The organism is Stenotrophomonas sp. YJH_SMC_16 (assembly GCF_059367875.1).
This window is the reverse complement of sequence record NZ_JCAFRH010000005.1, coordinates 278,296-298,338: the sequence shown is the minus strand read 5'-3', so window position 1 is coordinate 298,338 and position 20,043 is coordinate 278,296. Positions and strand designations below refer to the sequence as shown.

At 67.4% G+C, this 20,043-nt stretch carries 15 protein-coding genes, 2 tRNA genes and 1 pseudogene; 8 read left to right on the top strand and 10 right to left on the bottom strand.

Annotated features, from left to right (window positions below):
* The 6 genes from AC5P6E_RS13415 to AC5P6E_RS13390 are packed head-to-tail and all read left to right on the top strand — an operon-like array spanning window position 1 to window position 5,569.
* Window positions 1-603, top strand: coding sequence for a GNAT family N-acetyltransferase (locus tag AC5P6E_RS13415; protein ID WP_010486646.1), 603 nt, complete (start codon window positions 1-3; stop codon window positions 601-603).
* On the top strand, window positions 600-1,553 hold the full coding sequence (argC, locus tag AC5P6E_RS13410) for an N-acetyl-gamma-glutamyl-phosphate reductase (protein WP_043400943.1): 954 nt from the start codon (window positions 600-602) through the stop codon (window positions 1,551-1,553). The genes AC5P6E_RS13415 and argC overlap by 4 nt, the downstream gene beginning before the upstream one ends.
* A gap of 20 nt (window positions 1,554-1,573) precedes the next feature.
* Window positions 1,574-2,869, top strand: coding sequence for an argininosuccinate lyase (gene argH, locus AC5P6E_RS13405; protein WP_019336646.1), 1,296 nt, complete (start codon window positions 1,574-1,576; stop codon window positions 2,867-2,869).
* The gene (locus tag AC5P6E_RS13400; RefSeq protein ID WP_010486652.1) at window positions 2,869-3,132 is read left to right on the top strand and encodes a YciI family protein; all 264 of its coding nucleotides are present in this window, start codon (window positions 2,869-2,871) and stop codon (window positions 3,130-3,132) included. The genes argH and AC5P6E_RS13400 overlap by 1 nt, the downstream gene beginning before the upstream one ends.
* 11 nt (window positions 3,133-3,143) lie before the next feature.
* A complete protein-coding gene (proB, locus tag AC5P6E_RS13395) occupies window positions 3,144-4,301 on the top strand; it encodes a glutamate 5-kinase (protein ID WP_057503879.1) in 1,158 nt (385 codons plus the stop codon).
* Window positions 4,298-5,569: a glutamate-5-semialdehyde dehydrogenase gene (locus AC5P6E_RS13390; protein WP_049454866.1), complete on the top strand. Its 1,272-nt coding sequence runs from the start codon at window positions 4,298-4,300 to the stop codon at window positions 5,567-5,569. Before proB ends, AC5P6E_RS13390 begins: the two co-directional genes overlap by 4 nt.
* Before the next feature lie 107 nt (window positions 5,570-5,676).
* Here AC5P6E_RS13390 and pgaD read toward each other — a convergent pair whose 3' ends face one another.
* The 10 genes and pseudogenes from pgaD to AC5P6E_RS13340 form a co-directional block, all read right to left on the bottom strand.
* Window positions 5,677-6,147, bottom strand: a complete 471-nt coding sequence (pgaD, locus tag AC5P6E_RS13385) for a poly-beta-1,6-N-acetyl-D-glucosamine biosynthesis protein PgaD (RefSeq protein WP_010486657.1) — start codon at window positions 6,145-6,147, stop codon at window positions 5,677-5,679.
* Window positions 6,144-7,400, bottom strand: a complete 1,257-nt coding sequence (gene pgaC, locus AC5P6E_RS13380; protein WP_010486660.1) for a poly-beta-1,6-N-acetyl-D-glucosamine synthase — start codon at window positions 7,398-7,400, stop codon at window positions 6,144-6,146. The genes pgaD and pgaC overlap by 4 nt, the downstream gene beginning before the upstream one ends.
* Before the next feature lies 1 nt (window position 7,401).
* Window positions 7,402-9,288, bottom strand: a pseudogene (gene pgaB, locus AC5P6E_RS13375) (poly-beta-1,6-N-acetyl-D-glucosamine N-deacetylase PgaB).
* Window position 9,289: 1 nt separating this feature from the next.
* Complete coding sequence (gene pgaA / locus AC5P6E_RS13370; protein WP_019336643.1) at window positions 9,290-11,317, bottom strand: poly-beta-1,6 N-acetyl-D-glucosamine export porin PgaA; 2,028 nt, start codon at window positions 11,315-11,317, stop codon at window positions 9,290-9,292.
* Between the two features lie 342 nt (window positions 11,318-11,659).
* Window positions 11,660-12,865 carry a CynX/NimT family MFS transporter gene (locus AC5P6E_RS13365; protein WP_019336642.1) on the bottom strand — a complete coding sequence of 402 codons (1,206 nt, stop codon included), beginning with the start codon at window positions 12,863-12,865 and terminating at the stop codon, window positions 11,660-11,662.
* Between the two features lie 222 nt (window positions 12,866-13,087).
* Window positions 13,088-13,164 (bottom strand) — tRNA-Pro (locus AC5P6E_RS13360).
* A gap of 140 nt (window positions 13,165-13,304) precedes the next feature.
* Window positions 13,305-13,381: transfer RNA gene (locus AC5P6E_RS13355), tRNA-Pro, on the bottom strand.
* Window positions 13,382-13,436: 55 nt separating this feature from the next.
* Window positions 13,437-13,553, bottom strand: a complete 117-nt coding sequence (gene cydX, locus AC5P6E_RS13350; RefSeq protein WP_005410354.1) for a cytochrome bd-I oxidase subunit CydX — start codon at window positions 13,551-13,553, stop codon at window positions 13,437-13,439.
* Window positions 13,554-13,606: 53 nt separating this feature from the next.
* On the bottom strand, window positions 13,607-14,758 hold the full coding sequence (cydB, locus tag AC5P6E_RS13345; RefSeq protein WP_005410353.1) for a cytochrome d ubiquinol oxidase subunit II: 1,152 nt from the start codon (window positions 14,756-14,758) through the stop codon (window positions 13,607-13,609).
* A gap of 15 nt (window positions 14,759-14,773) precedes the next feature.
* On the bottom strand, window positions 14,774-16,363 hold the full coding sequence (locus tag AC5P6E_RS13340) for a cytochrome ubiquinol oxidase subunit I (RefSeq protein WP_495231049.1): 1,590 nt from the start codon (window positions 16,361-16,363) through the stop codon (window positions 14,774-14,776).
* A gap of 228 nt (window positions 16,364-16,591) precedes the next feature.
* On the opposite strand from AC5P6E_RS13340, the gene cydD reads away from it, so the two are divergent.
* Window positions 16,592-18,337, top strand: coding sequence for a thiol reductant ABC exporter subunit CydD (gene cydD / locus AC5P6E_RS13335; RefSeq protein WP_019336639.1), 1,746 nt, complete (start codon window positions 16,592-16,594; stop codon window positions 18,335-18,337).
* On the top strand, window positions 18,334-20,007 hold the full coding sequence (gene cydC, locus AC5P6E_RS13330; protein WP_495231048.1) for a thiol reductant ABC exporter subunit CydC: 1,674 nt from the start codon (window positions 18,334-18,336) through the stop codon (window positions 20,005-20,007). The genes cydD and cydC overlap by 4 nt, the downstream gene beginning before the upstream one ends.
* The last annotated feature ends 36 nt before the right edge of the window (window positions 20,008-20,043 follow it).

The following is a 20,043-nucleotide window of genomic DNA, read 5'->3' as shown; positions in this document are numbered from 1 at the left end:
ATGAGCAACCTCGATGCCTGGAACACGGTTCCCACCCTGCGCGGCCAGCACGTAACCCTGCAGCCGCTGCAGATGGAGCACGTGCCGGGCCTGCGCGATGCGCTTGAAGGCAGCGGCCTGGACCAGCTCTGGTACACCCAGGTGCCGTCACCGCAGCGGGTCGAGCACTATGTGCAGGCCGCGCTGCAGGCGCAGGCTGAAGGCAAGGTGCTGCCCTTCGTGATCCGCGATGCGGCGGGTGAGATCATCGGCAGCACGCGCTTCTACGACATGGATGCCGGGGTGCCCAAGCTCAGTCTCGGCTACACCTGGTATGCGCCGCGTGTGCAGCGCACCGGCGCCAACACCGAAGCCAAGCTGTTGCTGCTGCAGCACGCCTTCGAGGCCATGGGCTGCATCAGCGTGGTGCTGGAAACCAGCTGGTTCAACTTTACTTCGCGTACCGCCATCGCCCGCCTCGGCGCCAAGCAGGACGGCGTGCTGCGCAACCACAAGCGGCATGCCGACGGCACGCCGCGCGACACCGTCATCTTCTCCATCATCGATGCGGAATGGCAGGGCGTGAAGCGCCACCTGCAGTACCGCCTGGACAGTCACGCATGAACGATTCGACTTTCACCCTGGGTATCGTCGGTGCCCGCGGCCATACCGGTGCCGAGCTGATCAAGCTGGTGGCCGCCCATCCGCGGCTGAAGCTGGCTTTCGTCTCCTCGCGCGAGCGCGCCGGGCAGCGCCTGTCCGATCACCATCCGGAATTCCAGGGTGACCTGCAGTACGAGAACCTGGACGCCGACGCGGTGGCCGCCAAGGGCGTGGATGCGGTGATCCTGGCCCTGCCCAATGGCCTGGCCGCGCCGTTCGTGGCCGCGCTTGAAACCGCGAAGCCGGACACTGTCATCGTCGATCTCTCGGCCGACTACCGCTTCGACAACAGCTGGTACTACGGCCTGCCGGAGCTGACCCGCGGCCGCTACAACGGCCAGAAGCACATCAGCAACCCGGGCTGCTATGCCACGGCAATGCAGCTGGCGGTGCATCCGCTGCTGGACCTGCTGGCCGGTCCGCCGCAGTGCTTCGGTGTCTCCGGCTACTCCGGTGCCGGTACCACGCCGTCGGACAAGAACAACGTTGAACTGCTGGCCGACAACCTGATGCCGTATGCGCTGACCAACCACGTGCACGAGCGCGAAGTGTCCGTGCAGCTGGGCGTGGCGGTCGAGTTCATGCCGCACGTCGCGCCGCATTTCCGTGGCATCACGCTCACCGCCAATCTGTGGCTGAACCGGGTGCAGACCCGCGAGCAGATCGTCGAGCGCTTCCAGCAGGCCTATGCCGGCGAACCCTTGATCGAAGTGGTGGATGAAGCGCCGTGGGTCAGCCGCATTGCCGGTCGCCACGGTGCCCAGGTCGGTGGCTTCACCCTGGCCCCGGGCGGCAAGCGGGTCGTGGTGGTGGCGACCCTGGACAACCTGCTCAAGGGCGCGGCCACCCAGGCCATGCAGAACCTCAACCTCGCGCTGGGCATCGACGAACTGACGTCGATCCCGCACTGAACACGTATTCCGGAGCCCCCATGGCAGACCTTCTTTGGCAGAAGCCCGGCGTCGCCGTCGACGCCCAGATCCAGACCTTCCTCGCCGGCGACGACGTGATCCTCGATCGCGAATTCTTCCTGCACGACATCGCCGCCAGCGCCGCGCATGCACAAGGCCTGCAGCACATCGGCATCCTCAGCGCCGACGAGCTGGAAGGCCTGCTGCGCGAACTGGAGATCCTGGCGCAGGACTTCCGCGAAGGCCGCTTCGTGCTGGATACGCAGTACGAGGATGGCCACTCGGCGATCGAAGCGCGGTTGACCGAACGCCTCGGCGACGCCGGCCGCAAGATCCACACCGGCCGCAGCCGCAACGACCAGATCCTGGTGGCCACCCGCCTGTGGCTGAAAGAGAAGCTGCAGCGCGTGGCGCAGCTCAGCGCCGAAGTGGCCAAGGTCGCGCTGGACCGTGCGCAGGCCGAGAAGGACCTGCCGATACCCGGCTATACCCACATCCAGCGTGCCGTGGTGTCCTCGGCCGGCATGTGGTGGGCGGGCTGGTCCGAGGCCTTCATCGACAATGCCATCCGCGCCCGTGACACCCATGCACTGATCGATGCCAACCCGCTGGGCACCGCCGCCGGTTATGGCGTCAATCTGCCGCTGGACCGCGAACACACCACGGCTGCGCTCGGTTTCGCGCGCATGCAGATCTCGCCGATCTACGCGCAGCTGTCGCGGGGCAAGTTCGAGCTGGCCGCGCTGGAAGCACTGGGTGGTGCCACCCTGGACCTGCGCCGCATCGCCTGGGACCTGTCGCTGTTCACCAGCGCCGAGTTCGGCTTCGTCGCACTGCCGGCGCAGTACACCACCGGCAGCTCGATCATGCCCAACAAGCGCAACCCGGATGTGATCGAGCTGATGCGCGCCACCCATGCCAGCGTCGCCGCCGCGCGCACCGAGATCGAGCAGCTGCTGTCGCTGCCGTCGGGCTACCATCGCGACCTGCAGTCGTCCAAGGGCGCCATCTTCCATGGCTTCGGCCGTGGCCTGGCCGCGCTGGAGCTGCTGCCGGCGCTGCTGGCCAATCTGGAGTGGCGTGACGACAGGCTGCGCGCAGCGATCGACTCGGGCATGTATGCCACCGACGTTGCCGTGGAAGCGGCCGTGGCTGGTGTGCCGTTCCGCGAGGCCTACAAGGCCGCTGCGGCCGGTGCCGATAGTGCAGGGCAGGGGCGCACGCCGGAAGGCAGCCTGGCCGCTCGCGTGTCGCCGGGTTCGGCAGCCGACCTGCGCCTGGATGAACTGCGCGCGCGCTGGCAGGCGCTGTCCTGATGGCGGGCACGGTCTACCTGGTGTTGGCCATGCGCCGGCCCGGTTTCAATGCCGCCGCCGTGCAGCCGCATCGTGACTTCCTCGATGCGTTGCAGGCGCAGGGAAAGCTGCAGCTGACCGGCGGCTTCGCCGATGGCAGCGGTGGCGCCTATGTGCTGTGCAACGTGGACAGCCTGGCGCAGGCACAGGCCATCGTCGCCACCGATCCGCTGGTGACGATGCAGGCCTCCGACCTGACCGTGCACGAATGGAACACTCGCTGAGAGCCTGACCGATGATCCAGCACGCTGCCCACGTCGCCTCGCCGTTCCCCGAACAAGCGCTGCCACCATGGCGGCGTGCAGTGCTGAAGGTCGGCAGCAGCCTGCTGGCAGCCGATGGCGGCGGCCTGTCGCCACGCCACGCGCTGGGCCTGGCACAGTTCGTCTCTGCCAATGTACTGGCCGGGCGTGAGGTAGTGATCGTATCGTCCGGCGCGGTCGCTGCCGGGCGCGCGATCCTGCCGCGGGCCGATGAGCCCGGCGCGGCGATGGCGGCGCGGCAGGCGCTGGCCGCGCTCGGCCAGGCCCAGCTGATCGGGCTCTGGCAGCGCTTCTTCGAGCGCCCGGTGGCGCAGGTGCTGCTGACCCACGACGACCTGCGCAACCGCCGCCGCTACCTCAACGCACGCGCTACCCTCAACGAACTGCTGCGGCTGGGTGCGTTGCCGGTGGTCAACGAGAACGACACCGTGTCGGTGGACGAGCTCAAGCTCGGCGACAACGACAACCTGGCCGCGACCGTGGCGGCGCTGGTCGATGCCGATGCACTGTTCATCGCCACTGACATCGACGGCCTGTACAGCGCCGACCCGCGCACCGTGGCCGACGCGCGGCCGTTGCACGACGTGCCGGAACTGAGTGACGAGGTGCTGGCGATGGCCGGTGGCGCCGGCTCGCGCGCTGGTACCGGCGGCATGCGCACCAAGCTGGAGGCGGCGGCGAAGGCCGGTCGCCTCGGCATAGAAACCTATCTGTTCAATGGCCGCAGTGGCGACGTGGTGCGCGCGCTGGCGCAGGATCGCCTGTTCGGTACCCGTATCCACGCCGCACGCAGCCGCGAGGCCGCACGCAAGCACTGGCTGCGGCACGCGCCGCTGGTCGAGGGCGCGATCGTGATCGATGCCGGCGCGGCGCAGGCCATGCGCGAGAAGGGCGCCTCGCTGCTGCCCGGTGGCATCACCGGCGCGGAGGGCGTGTTCCGCCGTGGCGACATGGTGCAGGTGTGCTGGAACGCGCCGCAGGGCCGTGTCTGCGTCGCGCGCGGCGTCAGCCAGTACGCGGCCGATGATGTGCGCCGGATCGCCGGCCGCCATTCGCGCGACATCGAGGCCGTGCTGGGCTACAACTACGGCGGCAGCGTCGTCCATCGCGACGATCTGGTGCTGCCATGACCGGTTTGAAGGACTCCCCGATGAGCGACATCGAAACGCAGGCGCGTGCCTGCCGTGACGCGGCCCAGAACGTTGCCGGCCTCGACAGTGCGGCCCGCCGCACGCTGCTGCTGGCCATGGCACAGGCGCTGGAAGTGAATGCCGGGCTGATCCTTGCCGGTAATGCACGTGACCTCGCCGCCGCGCGCGACAAGGGCGTTGGCAGCGCCATGCTCGACCGCCTGGCGCTGGACCCGGCACGCCTGTTCGCGATGGCCGAAGCCGTGCGTGAGGTCGCCGCGCTGCCCGATCCCGTCGGCCAGATCACCCGCGACGATGCGCGTCCAAACGGCATCCGCGTGCAGAAGGTACGCGTGCCGCTGGGTGTGATCGCAATGATCTATGAGGCGCGCCCGAACGTGACCGCCGAAGCGGCTGCGCTGTGCCTGAAGGCCGGCAATGGCGTGATCCTGCGCGGTGGCTCCGAAGCGATCCATTCCAACACAGCCATCGCCCAGGCGTTGGCGGGCGCGCTCAAGGCCAATGGCGTGCCACCGGCGGCGGTGACCGTGCTGACCGACCTGCGCCGCGAAGCGATGCTGGAACTGCTGCAGCTGCATGAACTGATCGATCTGGCGATTCCGCGCGGCGGCGAAGGCCTGATCCGCTTCGTTGCCGAACATGCGCGGGTGCCGGTGATTAAGCACTACAAGGGTGTCTGCCACCTGTTCGTGGATGCCAGCGCCGACCTCGGCAAAGCCATCGATCTGCTGGTGGACGGAAAGTGCAGTCGTCCGTCGGCCTGCAATTCGCTGGAGACCCTGCTGGTGCACCGCGATGTGGCCGAAGCGTTCCTGCCGCGCGTGGCACAGGCGCTCGGCGAGCGCGGCGTGGAGCTGCGCGCCGACGCGGCTGCGCAGCCGTTGCTGCCGGGTAGCAACGCAGCCACCGATGCGGATTACGCCGCCGAGTTCCTGGATCTGGTGCTGGCCGTGCGGGTGGTGGATGACCTCGATGCGGCCATCGCGCACATCCGCCGTTATACCTCCGACCATACCGAAGTGATTGCGACCGAAGACGCGGTCCACGCCGAGCGCTTCGTCAACGCGCTGCGTTCGGCGGTGGTGATGGTGAATGCCTCATCGCGCTTTTCCGATGGTGGGCAGTTGGGCCTGGGCAGCGAGATCGGTATTTCCACCACGCGCCTGCACGCCTACGGCCCGATGGGCCTGGAAGCACTCACCGTCGAACGGTTCGTCGTGCGCGGTGAAGGGCAGACGCGCACGTAGATCCACGCCGTGCGTGGATGCTCTTCGCGGTAGACCCCGGTGCCGACCAAGGTCGGCATCTACCAAAGCAAGTGCCGACCAGGGTCGGCACCCACCGGGTTGTCGGGTTACACCACCTCGCGGCGGATGCCGATCGGCCGCGCGTGATCGTCCATGTGCAGCGTGGCGGCCTTGCAGCCGAGCAGGCGCTCGGCCAGCCCGGTGCTGGCCCCCAGGTCGGCGGCCACTTCGTTGAGGCTGGCCAGCGGCCGCGGCAGGCGCCGGTCGTGGCCGCGGAAGCGCGCGCGGTTGTACTCGGCCCAGCCGATCAGCAGCACGCTGGCACACAGCAGCATCAGCGGCAGCGCCACCAGCACATAGGGGTCGAACTGGTTCTTGCGCTCGTACAGCTGCTGCCAGGCCATCTGCCCGCCGATCAGCCACGAGAGCAGGGTCACCAACGGTGCCCACAGGTAGAAGTAGAACCCCCAGAACGCGAGTGTGACGAAGCCCCAGGCGGTGCGCTGGAAGCGTGGTTGGCGATGCGGCTTGCGGATCATCCGCGAGTCGAAGCGGTTGGACGGGCGTTGTGCGTTCATCGGATCCCCCGATCGGGACTGGTCCAGGTGGCGCGCTTGCTGCGACGGCGCAGCAGGGTTTTCGGCAACGCCACCAGGGTGGTGGAAAGGCTGATCAACCAGTACGCCATCGGGTACCAGATGACCCAGAAGTAGTTGCGTCCAATCTGTGTTTCGTAACGACGGTCGATGATCAGGCTGCTGGCGAACTGCAGCAGGCAGACCAGGGCCAGGATCACGCCGTGCCATTCCGGCAGCAGGCTGGCGATATGCAGCTGCGGCGGCAGTTCGATGAACTTGCCCAGCGCCCACAGCACCACGATGAACAACATGGTGTAAGCCCAGATCACGCTCAGCACGTACTCCAGCAGTACGCCCCACATGCGCCGCTCCTTCCAGTGCAGCAGCGAGCGGGCGTGGCGCAGCATCACCTCCACGCCACCCTGGGCCCAGCGCAGCCGCTGCCTCCACAGCCCCTTCAGCGTTTCCGGCATCAGGATGAAGCACAGTGCGTTGGGTTCGTAGCGAATGTCCCAGTGCGCCCGTTGCAGGCGCCAGCTGATGTCGATGTCTTCGGTCACCATGTCGTCCGACCACCAGCCGACCTGGTGCAGCGCGGTACGACGGAAGCCAGCGATCACGCCGGAGATGGTGAATATGCGCCCGTATACCCGCTGCGCGCGCTTGATCATGCCGATGATCGAGGAGAACTCGGCCACCTGCAGGCGTCCGAGCAGGGTGGAGCGGTTGCGGATGCGCGGATTGCCGGTCACCGCGCCGACCCGGTTGCCGCTGACCAGGTGCCAGATCATCCAGTGCAGCGCGTGCTCCTCCAGCATCGCATCGCCGTCGATGCACACCAGGTACTCCGAACGCGCGGCGAGTGCACCCATGCGCAGCGCATTGGCCTTGCCCAGGTTGCGGTCCAGGTGCAGCACGCGCAGCCGTGGGTGCTTTGCCGCCAGGGCGTCCAGCCGCGCACCGGTGTCGTCGCTGCTGCCGTCGTCGATGGCGATCACTTCGTAGTCGGCCGGGTAGCGCTGTGCCAGCGCCGCGCCGAGCGTGTCGTCGAGGTTCGCGGACTCGTTGTGACAGGGAATCAGCAGGCTCGCGAACGGTGGATCGACCATCAGCGGCGGGTCGTTGCGTGGACGCGAATGGCGTTCGCGCCGGAAGTAGTAATACAGGCCGCCCGACATCCAGAAGAACGCCATCACCATCGGGTAGTAGAAGGCGAACTGGAACAGGACCTGCAGCAACGGATGCATGTCCATGTCACTTCTCCGGGTACGGGAAGTTGCCGGCGGACATCGCCGCGCGGGCATCGCGGGTGGAGGGCTGGTCGGCGATGAAGTCGTCCGGGTACCAGGCGAAGTGGTGCACGCCCTGCGCCTGCAGCTGGCGGATCTGCGCGCGCAGGCGCTCGGCGGGAATCGGTTGCCCGCTGCGCCAGTCGACGGTCTGCAATTCGAACAGGGTGTGCTGCAGCTGTGGATCATGCGCCCGCACCGCGCCCAACAGCTGGTCGAGCCAGCGTTCCGGATGCTTGCTGCCTTCCATCCACGGCATCGCCATCAGTGCGGTCTGGTCGTAGGCCTTGTTGAACAGGTCCAAGCGCTGCGCGAACCAGGCTTCGCTCTGTGGGCGCAGCACCGGTTCGGCGTACAGGTTGCGCACCGTGGCCAGCTTCGGCCGCCAGTGCTGCGCGCTGTTGCGCAGTGCCAGGGTGAAGTCGATCAATGCCTGCGTGCGTGCGCTGCCTCCATCGCCGGCCGCCAGCGTGGGCAGCTCGGTGTCGCGCAGATAGCCATCGTCATGGAACAGCAGGCCCTCGAGGTACGAGTTGACCGCCAGGTCCTCGTAGATGTCGAGCATGATCTGGCGCGCTCGCGGGTTGGTGAAATCCAGCCGGTACATGCCATCGGCATCGCCGTTGCGGATCGCCAGCGCCTTGCGCTGCGCCGGGTCGGGCAGCTCGAAGCCGAGCACCGGCAGCCATGCGTAGACCTTCACCCCCGCACGCGATTTCAGCTGCCAGGCAACGCGGCTGAACAGGTCCGCGCGCATCGGCATGTGGCGGTTCGGGAAGTACAGTGCATCGGCGGTGTTGTTGCCGTCCGGATCGGCGAACGCCTGCAGGTAGACGTGCGTCGGTGCGACGCGCTTGACCCGCTCGATCAGCGCATCCAGATTGCGCGCCTGCTGTGCGGGGTCGGGGTCGTACACATCATCCAGGTCGATCTGCAGGGCACGGATGCCATCGAGCGCGACGTCGCGGCGCAGTTCGTAGGCCAGCGCCTCCACGGTCGGGTTGTCGCTGACCAGGAAGCGCGCCAGGCCATGCAGGTCGCTGGCCACCGGCGTGCTGCGGCCTTCCAGATCGAAGGACACTGGCATGCCCAGCTGCTCGGCAATGTCGTTGCTCAGCTGGTTGTAGGCGGCATAGGGCCAGACGATGGCGCGCGGGCGCACGCCCAGGTGCTGCTAGATGCGTTGCACACTGCGGCCGAGATCGGCGCGCAGGCGCTGCTCGTACTGTGGCTCGCTCTCGTAGCTGTGCGTGGCCGGTCGGTAGATGCGGGTCACGACAGCAGGGGTGGAATTTCCCTGCGGGTTGGCAAGCACCCCGTGGTGCAGATCGTCGGTATGGCTGGCCACCTCGATCAGGCCGCTGTCGTGCATCTGCTTCAGCTGTGCCCAGGTGATGAAGTCGTCGCGGCCGAACGGGCGGTAGCCATAGTCGATGGTGCGGCCCGGTGCCATGTCCACGTAGTCGGTGATCACCGCCACCAGCGCCGGATAGCGGTAGGCCTGCAGCAGCGGGAAGGCCTTGTCGTAGACGCTGCGCAGGCCGTCATCGAAGGTCAGCAGTACCGGTTTTGGAGGCAGCGTGGCGCGCCCCTGTGAGGCCGCGATCACCTGCGACAGCGACACCGGGTGGTAACCGTGTGCCCCCAGCCAGTCCAGGTGGGCGGCGAAGTTCTGCGTGCTCACCGCATAGGTATCGGCATCCCCCTTGGCTGCGACCTGGTCGCGGATGTCGTGGTAGCTGAGGATCAGCAGGCCGTTGTCGATCGCATCGAGATGCAGGGCCTGCTGCGCGAAGGCCGGCGGCGCAGCCGACAGCAGCAGGAGCACGATCAGGCGCAGGATGCGGGTCATGTCAGTCTCCCCAGCGCAGTGCGGCTTCGAAGCCGATATGGCGTTCGCGATGGCCGTCGTAGACCGGCCGCGACCAGCGCACGCCATACTCGAACACGCGGCCCTGGCCCAGCTGCCACTCGTGCATGTACGACACCGACGGCACCAGCGCACTGCCGAAGCCGTCCTGCCAGTAGTCGCCCAGCGAGACGGTCAGCCGGTGCCGGAAGTGGCGTTCGTAGTGGCGCCACAGCTGCTGGTCGATGCGCAGGCCGATCTCGACCATGCGGTCGCGCTTCGGGTTGAAGTAGGGGGCATCGTCGCGGCTGCCACGACTGGTGTAGGCACTGGCCAGGCCATCGATCAGCCACCGTGGGCGGGTCAGCAGGCGCTGTTCAAGTGCGGTGCTGAACAGTTCGCGATGGTTGCCATCGTCGTAACGGAAGCGACTGGCGCCGAACACCCAGTGCGTGCGTTCGCTGCGCCGATAGTCGACCTGCGCACTGACGCTGTCAGCGGTGATGCCGGCCACGCGCGCCTGCATCGATGCCTCCGGATCATTGCGTGCGGCAATCAGTCCGGCATGCCAGTAGTCGTTGAACTGCCAGCCCACGCCGACGCGCAGGCCGGTATCGCCAATGTGGTCGTTGGCGCGCAGCACGGCCGCTTCCGCATCCAGCCGGCCGAAGCGGTAGCGTACGCCCGCGCCCAGCCACAGCGGGTCGATGCGCTGGTCCTGGAAATCGACCGAGCGCCGGTCGGCGAAGACGAACAGCCGCCAGCGATCGTCGAGTACGGGTGTCTGGACCTCCATGCCATAGCGGCGATCATCGTTGCCCAGCGGCGAGGTGCCACTCCCGCCGGAACTGCGTCCGATGTCGGTCCATGCCTTCAGCTGCCAACCGCGATGCGCGCGCCAGGCCTGGTCCATGCGTTCGACGGCGGGCTGGGTGGGGTAGCGTGCGACCAGATCGTCGTGCAGCGGTCGCGCCAGGTCATCACGCTGCAGAGCGACGTAGGCTTCCTGCATGCCCAGCCGTGGTTCGATGTCGCGCGGGTCCAGCGCATGCGCCATCTGTTGCCGCTGCAGCGCCCTGCGTGGCCAGCCGCGCATCATGTAGACACTGCCCAGCGCACTCTGCAGGCCGCCGTTGCCCGGTGCGATGTCGACCATCGATTCCAGATCGCGCTGCGCGGTGGGCAGGTCACCGCTGTAGGCGCGCACCATCGCCAGGTTGAGGTCGGCCTCGTAGCGCGACCAGTTTGGATACGGCGACTTCCCGTTGCTCCAGCGCCAGGCAGGTTCCTTGTCGCGCCACGCCTGCAGCAGGTCGACGGCCTTTTCCTGCTGCTCGCTTTCCAGGTAGGCGTAAGCCAGTTCCGAATGCGAGGCGTCGCGCGTTGGATCGCCAGCGACCGCTGCCTGCAGCACCGGAATGGCTTCCTCCGGGTGCAGGGTGCCCATCAGCGAATCGCCCACTGCGGGCAGCACATAGTCGGGCAGGGCATGGCCTTCGGCCTGCAGTGCGCGGGCTTCCTCGCGCACCTGCGCATGGCGGCCCAGCCGGTTGAGCAGGATCAGCCGGTCCATGCGGATGCGCAGTGGCGCCTGCGCGGGTGGAGTGCCTTCGGCGCCCAGGTAGCGCTGCATGCGCGCCAGGGTTGATTCGGCCTCTTCCAGCCGGCTGTCTTCGCTGCTGCTGTAGGCCAGGCTCCAGACCACCAGCTTGGCCAGGTAGTCGCCTTCGATGCGCTGCTTCTGTGCAGCGTCGAACAGCTGCGGGCGTTGCTGGTACAGCGCCCAGGCGCGCCACGCATTGCCGATGTCGCCCAGGGTCAGTACGCGCAGCTTGAACAGCAGATCGTCGTTGGGCTGCTGCTGGCTGGCGCGCTCGATGGCGCCGAGGGCATCCAGCCAGCGGGCCTGGTCGCGGTAGCGGCCGATCTCGGCCAGGGCCGCCTCGCGGTCGGGCGGGGCAGCACTGCTGGCCCAGGCCAGGGCGGTACAGGCAAGGCCGACGCAGAGCGCCAGCCGGCGGTGGACAACCATTGGGGACCCCCTTGGCTTCCGAACCAGACAACCTGAAAAATGTGACGCACATCACATGCCAGATTTTGGGGTGGCCGTGGCCTGCGTCACTCCCCTCGCGAACTCCCATCCAGCAGGGATGGGCGAAACCAGGACAGCGACCTGCAATGTCTTGTCTGAAACGAGAGTCCCCCGCGCACCGAGTGGTGGCCTGGGCGGCGCTGCCGCCCCCATGCCCGATGCCGGCACGCGGCAAGGATGGGCATTCGTGGGCACTATCCGCCCGGAATTGTCAGCCCGGCGTCAAAATGCGCAAACGGGCTGACGAGCGGTAGGTGGGGCCGGTTGCTGGCCCCATGCGGCTTACCAGAGGTCTTCCAGCTTGCGCGGCTTGCAGGCCACCCAGGAAGCGCACAGCATCAGGGTGGCGCAGCCGAACAGGAAGCTGAACGGGATCGTCCAGCCGTCGCTGACGGTGTGCAGCCAGCCGACCAGGAACGGCCCCAGGCAGCTGAAGCTGTAGCCCACACCCTGCATGAACCCGGACAGCGCCGCCGAGCCGGTGGGGGTGCGGGTGCGCAGGTTGATCAGGGTCAGCGCCAGCGGGAAGGTGGACGGACCGACGCCGAGCAGGCAGGCCCACAGCAGCGGGGCCTTCATCGGTGCCAGCAGCAGGCCGGTGAAGGCGATCACGAACGAGAAGAAGCCGATCAGCACCAGCGGGAACGGGTTCTGCAGGCGCACCGCCATCGACGGGATGACCAGCGACGGTAGCAGGCCCAGTGCCGAGAACACGGCCACCATCACGCCGCCGAACGCGGGCGTGCCACCGGCCTCGACCACGATGCGCGGCAGCCAGGTGAACATCGAGTAGGTCATCAGCGAGGTCATGCCGAACATGAGCGTCATGCTCCAGCCCAGCGACGTGCGCCAGACCTTGCCATGCGGCTGCGCGGCGGGATCGGTGGCGTCGGCCTGCGGCTTCGGCGCGCGCTTGGCCAGCACCAGCCAGGGCAGTGCGGCGGCCAGTGCCAGCAGCGCCCACATGCCCAGCGACACGCGCCAGCCGGCAGCGTTGGCCATCGGCACCGCGAGCAGCGCCGGCAGCATCGTGCCCAGCTGCAGCACGCTGATGTAGAGCGTACTCATGGTGCCGACCTTGTTGGCGAAGTAACGCTTCACCAGCGGCGGCACCACCACGTTGCCGATGCCCATGCCGGCCAGCGCCAGCACCGAACCCAGCAACAGCGTGCCGACGTTGCCGGCGCTGGAGCGCAGCAGCAGGCCGGCCATCGCCATCACCATCGCCAGCAGGGTGGTGCGCTCCAGGCCGAGGCGCCGCGCCAGTGCCGGCGTGGCCACGCCGAACAGCGCGAACGAGGCGGTCGGCAGCATGCCCAGCACGCCGGTCATGGTGGTGCCGAAGCCGAACTGCTGGCCGAGCACGTCCAGCAGCGGGGTGATCGAGGTGACCGCCGTGCGCAGGTTGACCGCTGCCAGCAGGATCGCGGCAAACGCGAGGACGCGACCGTGCAGCAGCGACGGCGAATCGGAAGTGGAGGAACTCATCGGTGGTCCTTGCAGGTGTCGCACGCCGCAGCAACGGCATGCAGCGCCGGCATCGGTCTACGCCGAAGCGGCAGGTGGGGGTGGGGGCGGCAGGTGGGCCGGCAGCGCGGCCATTGTACGTGCGCTGCCGGGCAAGGTCCCGTCATGCGGGTGGCCCGGCGCTTGGCACAAAAAAACCCGGAGGACAGTGATGTCTTCCAGGCTTCTTGGTGACCACCGAAGTGGTCGGGGAGACAGGATTCGAACCTGCGACCTCTACGTCCCGAACGTAGCGCTCTACCAGACTGAGCTACACCCCGAAGGGAGCCGCCTATTCTAGCGATTCACCCCGATGGCGGCAAGGGGTGAATGCTGTTTTCTTCACACTGCCGAAGCAGTGCCACTTCAGGGAACAAAAAAGCCTGGACGACTTCACCAGGCTTCAATGCGACCACTTGAGTGGTCGGGGAGACAGGATTCGAACCTGCGACCTCTACGTCCCGAACGTAGCGCTCTACCAGACTGAGCTACACCCCGAAGGAGCCGCCTAAGATACCGTGTGAAGGCCAAGGCGGCAAGGTTTTTTTACAGCTCAGCGACGATTTTCTTTCTCGATACGGTTCTGCTCGCGGGCTTCGAACCACATGCCGTTGAGGATGGCCACCGTGGAGGCGAGGCCGGCGCCGAGAATCCAGGCGAAATACCACATGGTCGATCTCCTTTGTTCAAGGGTGTGCCGGCCGTGGGCCGGCACACCGTCAATCAGTAAGCGTTCGGGTTGTTGCCCATCTCTTCGGTGGTGGTCTTGCCCTTGAGCACGCGGTACACCCAGGTGGTGTAGGCGAGGATGATCGGCAGGAACACCGCCGTGGCCAGCAGCATGATCCACAGGGTCAGGTGGCTGGACGAGGCGTCCCATACGGTCAGGCTGGAGGTGGGCTGGCTCGAGGACGGCAGCAGGAACGGGAAGATGGCGAAACCGACGGTCAGGATGATGCCGGCGATGGCCGCACCGGAAGCGATGAAGGCCAGCCCGCCGCGACGGGCACGCAGCAGCACCGCACTGGCCAGCAGGCCGGCCAGGCCCAGCAGCGGTGCCAGGATCGTGGCTGGCATCGCGCTGTAGTTGCGCATCCAGCCACCGGCGGCGCCGAGTTCGGCGGTCTTCAGCAGCGGATTGGTGGCGCCATCGGTAACCACCTGCGAGGTGATCTGGTAACCCGGCAGGCCGAAGGCCACCCAGGCACCGCCCACTGCGAACAGCACGAAGGCGATGATCGCGGCGATGCTGCCGAAACGGGCTGCACGTTCGGCCACCGGGCCGTCGGTCTTCAGCACCAGCATGGCGGCACCGTGGGCGACCAGCATCGACACGCTGAGCAGGCCGGCCAGCAGCGCGAAGGGCATCAGCAGGCCGAAGAACGAGCCGGTGTAGAAGATGCGCATGCTGTCATCGAAGTGGAACGGCACGCCCAGCACCACGTTGCCCACCGCCACGCCCATGATCAGCGCCGGGATGAAGCCACCGATGAACAGCGCCCAGTCCCAGGTGTTGCGCCAGCGTTCGCTGGGCATCTTGCTGCGGAACTTGAAACCGACCGGACGCAGGATCAGCGCGAACAGGATCACGAACATCGCCAGGTAGAACCCGGAGAAACTGACCGCGTAGAGCGGCGGCCAGGCGGCGAAGATCGCGCCGCCGCCCAGGATCAGCCACACCTGGTTGCCTTCCCACACCGGGCCGATGGTGTTGATCACCAGCCGGCGCTCGGCGTCGTTGCGGGCGACGAAGGGCAGCAGGGTGCCCACGCCCAGGTCGAAACCATCCATCACGGCGAAACCGATCAGCAGGATGCCGAGCAGCAGCCACCAGATCACGCGCAGCGTGGTGTAGTCCAGAAGAATGAAATCCATCTTGGTTCTCCTGCCTCAGGCCTGGCCGGCGGCTGGCGCCGAGGCATTGTGGGAAGCATGCGGCTGGGGCGACTGCAGCGACGGCAGCACCTCGTCCGGACCCTTGCGGATCGCCTTGAGCATCAGCTTGATCTCGACCACGATCAGCGCGGTGTAGATTGCGGTGAAGCCTGCCAGGGTCAGCACGATTTCATGCAGGGCCAAGCCCGACGCCGCATAGAAGGTCGGCAGCACGCCATCGACCGCCCACGGCTGGCGACCATACTCGGCCACGAACCAGCCGCACTCGATCGCGATCCACGGTGCCGGCAGCGTCCACAGGGCCAGCTTGAGGAACCAGCGCTTGTCCTGGAAGTTGTTGCGGCAGGAGTAGTAGAAGGCCAGTGCGAAGAAGGCGATCAGGTAGAAGCCGAGGCCGGCCATCACGCGGAAGGTCCAGAACAGCGGCATCACGCGCGGCACGGTGTCCATCGCCGCCTGCGCGATCTCCTGCGGGGTGGCGTTGAGGATGTCGTCGCGGTAGCGCTTGAGCAGCAGGCCGTGGCCCAGGTCCTGCCAGTGGCGGTCGAACATCTCGCGTGCTTCAACGTCGTTCTTGTTGGCGCGCAGGCGTTCCAATGCACCGTAGGCCAGCTGGCCGCCACGCACGCGGTGTTCGGCGCGCTCGACCAGTTCCAGGATGCCCGGAATCGGCTGGTTCAACGAGCGGGTGGCGATCAGGCCCATCAGGTAGGGGATCTTCACCGCGTAGTCGTTCTGGTGGGTTTCCTGGTTCGGGATGCCGAAGGCGGTGAAGTCGGCCGGCGCACGCTCGGTCTCCCACATCGCTTCGATCGCGGCCAGCTTCATCTTCTGGTGTTCGCTGGCGGCGTAGCCGCTCTCGTCACCCAGCACGACCACCGACAGTGATGACAGCAGGCCGAACGCCGCGGCCACCGCGAACGAACGACGGGCCAGGTCCTTGTGCTTGTTGCGCAGCAGGAACAGCGCGCTGATCGCCATCACGAACACCGCACCGGTCACGTAGCCGGCGCTGACGGTGTGCACGAACTTGGCCTGCGCCACCGGGTTGAACACCACCGCCATGAAGTCGACCACTTCCATGCGCATGGTTTCCGGGTTGAACACCGCACCGGTCGGGTTCTGCATCCAGCCGTTGGCGACCAGGATCCAGATCGCCGACAGGTTGGTGCCCAGTGCCATCAGCCAGGTCACCATCAGGTGCTTGACCTTGCTCAGGCGGTTCCAGCCGAAGAAGAACAGGCCGACGAAGGTGGCTTCCAGGAAGAAGGCCATCAGGCCTTCGATCGCCAGCGGCGCGCCGAAGATGTCACCCACGTAGTGACTGTAGTAGGACCAGTTCATGCCGAACTGGAATTCCATGACGATGCCGGTGGCGACGCCCATGGCGAAGTTGATGCCGAACAGGACGCCCCAGAACAGGGTCATCCTGCGCCAGATCTCCTTGCCGGTCATCACGTACACGCTCTCCATGATGGCCACCATGAACGACAGGCCAAGGGTGAGGGGTACGAATAGGAAGTGGTACATCGCGGTCAGCGCGAATTGCAGCCGCGACAGTTCTACGACTGTCTGATCAATCATGGCCTGGCTACCTCGTTGGATAGTGCCGTTGCAGGTGGCGGGAAGGGTGGTCTACGACGTGAATGATGTGACCGACTACTTCAAACAGCCTTGATCCAGATCAATGTATGAACAGGTGCCCCGGTTGATCGTATGCCAACCCGATGAAGACTGCGACCGCTGGCCGCAGAGGCCGGCCATTGCCTGCGCCTACAATGCCGTGTCTCCCCCGTTGCCCGTGAAGACCCCTTGAGCGCTGCCGAAACGACCCCTGACAGCCTGTCCCCGGAAGCCGAAACTGCCCGCCAGCGCCGTGTCCGCGCGGCGTGGCTGGCTGATCTGGCCCATTCCGCCCGGGGGCGCCAACGCCTGGCGGCCCTGTGCATCAGCCTGTCCGGTGCGTTGCTGATCGGCCAGGCCGCCGCGATCGCCTGGCTGGTGCAGCAGGTGCTGGTGGAGCGCGCGCCGCTGGCCTCGGGGCTGCCAGTGCTGGGCGGGCTGGTGGTGATCCTGGTGCTGCGCACGCTGCTGGGCAGCGCCACCCAGGCGGCTGCCGGGGATGTAGCCGATGCCGCGCGGCTGGCCCTGCGCGAGCGAGTGTTCGCCCGACTGCTCAGCCATGGCCCGTTGTGGCTGCGCCAGCGCCGCACCGGCGAACTGGGCGAACTGATGCTGCATCACGGTGATGCGATCGAGAGTTATTACAGCGGGTTCCTGCCGGTGCGCACCGAGGTGCTGGTGGTGCCGCTGCTGATCCTGGCCGCGGTGGCCTGGGTTGACTGGGTGGTGGCGTTGATCCTGCTGTTCACCGCGCCGCTGGTGCCGTTCTTCATGATGCTGGTGGGCTGGGGCGCCGAAGCCGCCGGTCGCGCCCAGTTGGGGGAGCTGGCGCGGATGAGCGGCCACTTCGCCGACCGCATCAAGGGCCTGGGCCTGCTGCGCCTGTATGGCCGCGGCGAGGCCGAGCTGGAGGGTATCGAGGCGGCCGCCGAAGGTGTGCGCGTGCGTACCCTGAAAGTGCTGCGGATCGCCTTCCTGTCGTCCACGGTGCTGGAATTCTTTGCCTCGGTGAGCGTGGCGATGGTCGCGCTGTACCTGGGCCTGAGCTATCTGGGCATGATGTCGCTGCATTCGGCGGTGCCGACGCTGGGCGCGGGCCTGTTCTGCCTGCTGCTGGCGCCGGAGTTCTACGCGCCGCTGCGGCGGTTGGCTGCGCACTACCACGACCGCGCCAATGCACTGGCCGCGGCGGCCGAGGTTGAGCGTCTGCTGCAGTCATTGCCGGACGAGCAGGGCCTGATCGAGAACGAGAGTGCGCCGCTGGCTGTGGAACCGGCCGAGGCCGCGTTGCCGCCGTTGCAGGCACAGGGCCTGGTGCTGCGCCCGTTGGGCGCGCCGCACGATGTGCTGCAGGATCTGGATGTGCTGCTGGAACCGGGCCAGCGCCTGGCCCTGGTCGGTCCCAGCGGGTCCGGCAAGAGTACGTTGCTGGAGGCGCTGGCCGGTTGGCTGCCGCCACGTGCCGGGAAGCTGCAGGTGCGTCCCGGCGTGCAGGTGGCCTATGCCAGCCAGCGTCCGTACCTGTTCCACGGCAGCATCGCCGACAACCTGCGCCTGGCCGATCCCGGCGCCAGCGATGCGCGCCTGCGCGCGGTGGCCGAGGCTTCGCAGGTACTGCAGTTTGCGCAGCGCCTGCCGCAGGGGCTGGATACGGTGATCGGCGAACGTGGCTTCGGCCTGTCCGGTGGTGAGGCGCGTCGCATCGGCCTGGCCCGCCTTCTGCTGCGTGATCCGCAGGTGCTGCTGCTGGACGAACCCACCGCGTTCCTGGATGCCGATACCGAAGCGGCATTGCTGCGCAGCCTGGCCGCCTATGCACGTGGCCGCAGCGTGGTGGTCGCCACCCACAGCCCGGCGGTGATCGCCTGGGCCGATCGTTGCCTGCTGCTGCCGGAAGGCCGCCTGGTGGAACCGGCACAGGCGGTGCGCGCATGAGCCGTTCACCTGATTCGTTGCGTGCGGTGTTCCTGCGCCATCGGCCGCGCCTGCTGCTGACGATCCTGCTGTTGTGGACCACCATGCTGGCCGGCACCGCACTGCTGGGCCTGTCCGGTGGTTTCCTCACCGCCGCTGCATTGGCCGGTGCGGCCGGCCTCGGCCAGGGCTTCAACTTCTTCTCGCCGTCCGCGGGTATCCGCGGGCTGACCATGGCGCGCATCGTGTCGCGCTACTTCGAAAAGCTGGTGGGCCACGACGCCACCCTGCGCATCGCCCGCGGCTTGCGCGTGTGGTTCTTCCGCCGCGCGCTGCCGCTGGCACCGGCACGGCTGGGGGCGACGCGCACCGGCGATCTGCTGGCGCGCCTGCTCGGTGACATCGGTGAAGTGGACGGCCTGCTGGTGCGTGCGATCGGGCCGCTGGTGGCGCTGGGTGCGCTGACGCTGGTGGCGGTGGCCTCGGCGGCGCTGATCCTGCCGTCGGCAGCAGTGTTGCTGGCAGTGCTGGCGCTGCTGATCGCTTTCGGCGTGCCGTGGCTGGGTGTGCGCGGTCGTGACGATGAAGAGGCGGACCGTGCCGCGCATCGCGCCGCACTGCGCACCGCCGCCTTTGAAGGGTTGGAGGGCGCGGGCGATCTGGCCGCGCTGCATGCTGATGCGGCGTGGCAGCTGAAGGTGCGCGTGGCCGCCAAGCAGCTGGCTTCGCGGGATCGTCGGCGCCGCTGGCGCCTGATCGCGGCCTCGACCCTGCATGGCCTGGTCGCAGGGCTGGGGCTGGTGGCGATGCTGGCACTGGCGCTCCACGCGGCCGAACAGCAGCGTATCGCGCCGGAAATGGCCGCGGGCCTGGTGTTCCTCACCGTCGCGCTGATCGAACTGTGGGCGGGGATGGGGGTGGCGTGGCAGTCACTGCAGTCCGGGCGGATCGCCGCTGATCGGTTGCAGGCCATCGTCGAGCAGGCGACGACGGTGGAGGATCCGGCAGCGCCACAGCCGGTACCGCAGGCCGCGCGCGTGCACTGGGATGACGTGCATTTCCAGTGGCCAGGCGCGGTGCGACCGGTGCTGTCCGGCCTGCGGCTGACGTTGGCGCCTGGGGAACGCATCGCCATCCGTGGCGACAGCGGCAGTGGCAAGACCACGCTGTCCAGCCTGCTGCTGCGGCTGTGGGATCCGCAGCAGGGGCGAATCACCTATGGTGGCATCGACCTGCGTGATTTCAGCCAGGCCGACTGGCATCGGCAGCTGGCCTGGTTGCCGCAGAACGCGCCGGTGTTCGCCGGCACCGTGGACGAGAACCTGCGCTTGGGTGATCCCGATGCCAGCGACGCCGCCTTGTGGGCAGTGCTGCGCCGCGTGCGCCTGGGCGAATGGGCCGAGCGCAATGGTGGCCTGCAGGCCTGGGTGGGGGAGAACGGCGCGACGATGTCGGCCGGCCAGGCGCGGCGGCTGGCGCTGGCCCGTGCACTGCTGCGCAATGCACCGATCCTGTTGCTGGACGAACCGACCGAAGGCCTCGACGTGGATACCGCACGTGCGCTGCTGCAGGACCTTTCCGGGTTGCTGGACGGGCGCAGCCTGCTGATGATCACCCACGACGACCTGCCTGAAGGCGTGGTCGATGCGCAGTACCGGTTGCGCGATGGGGCGCTGGTCCGCGAACTTTGACCGATGCACATCCGCGCGTGGCGTGGATCTACTGTA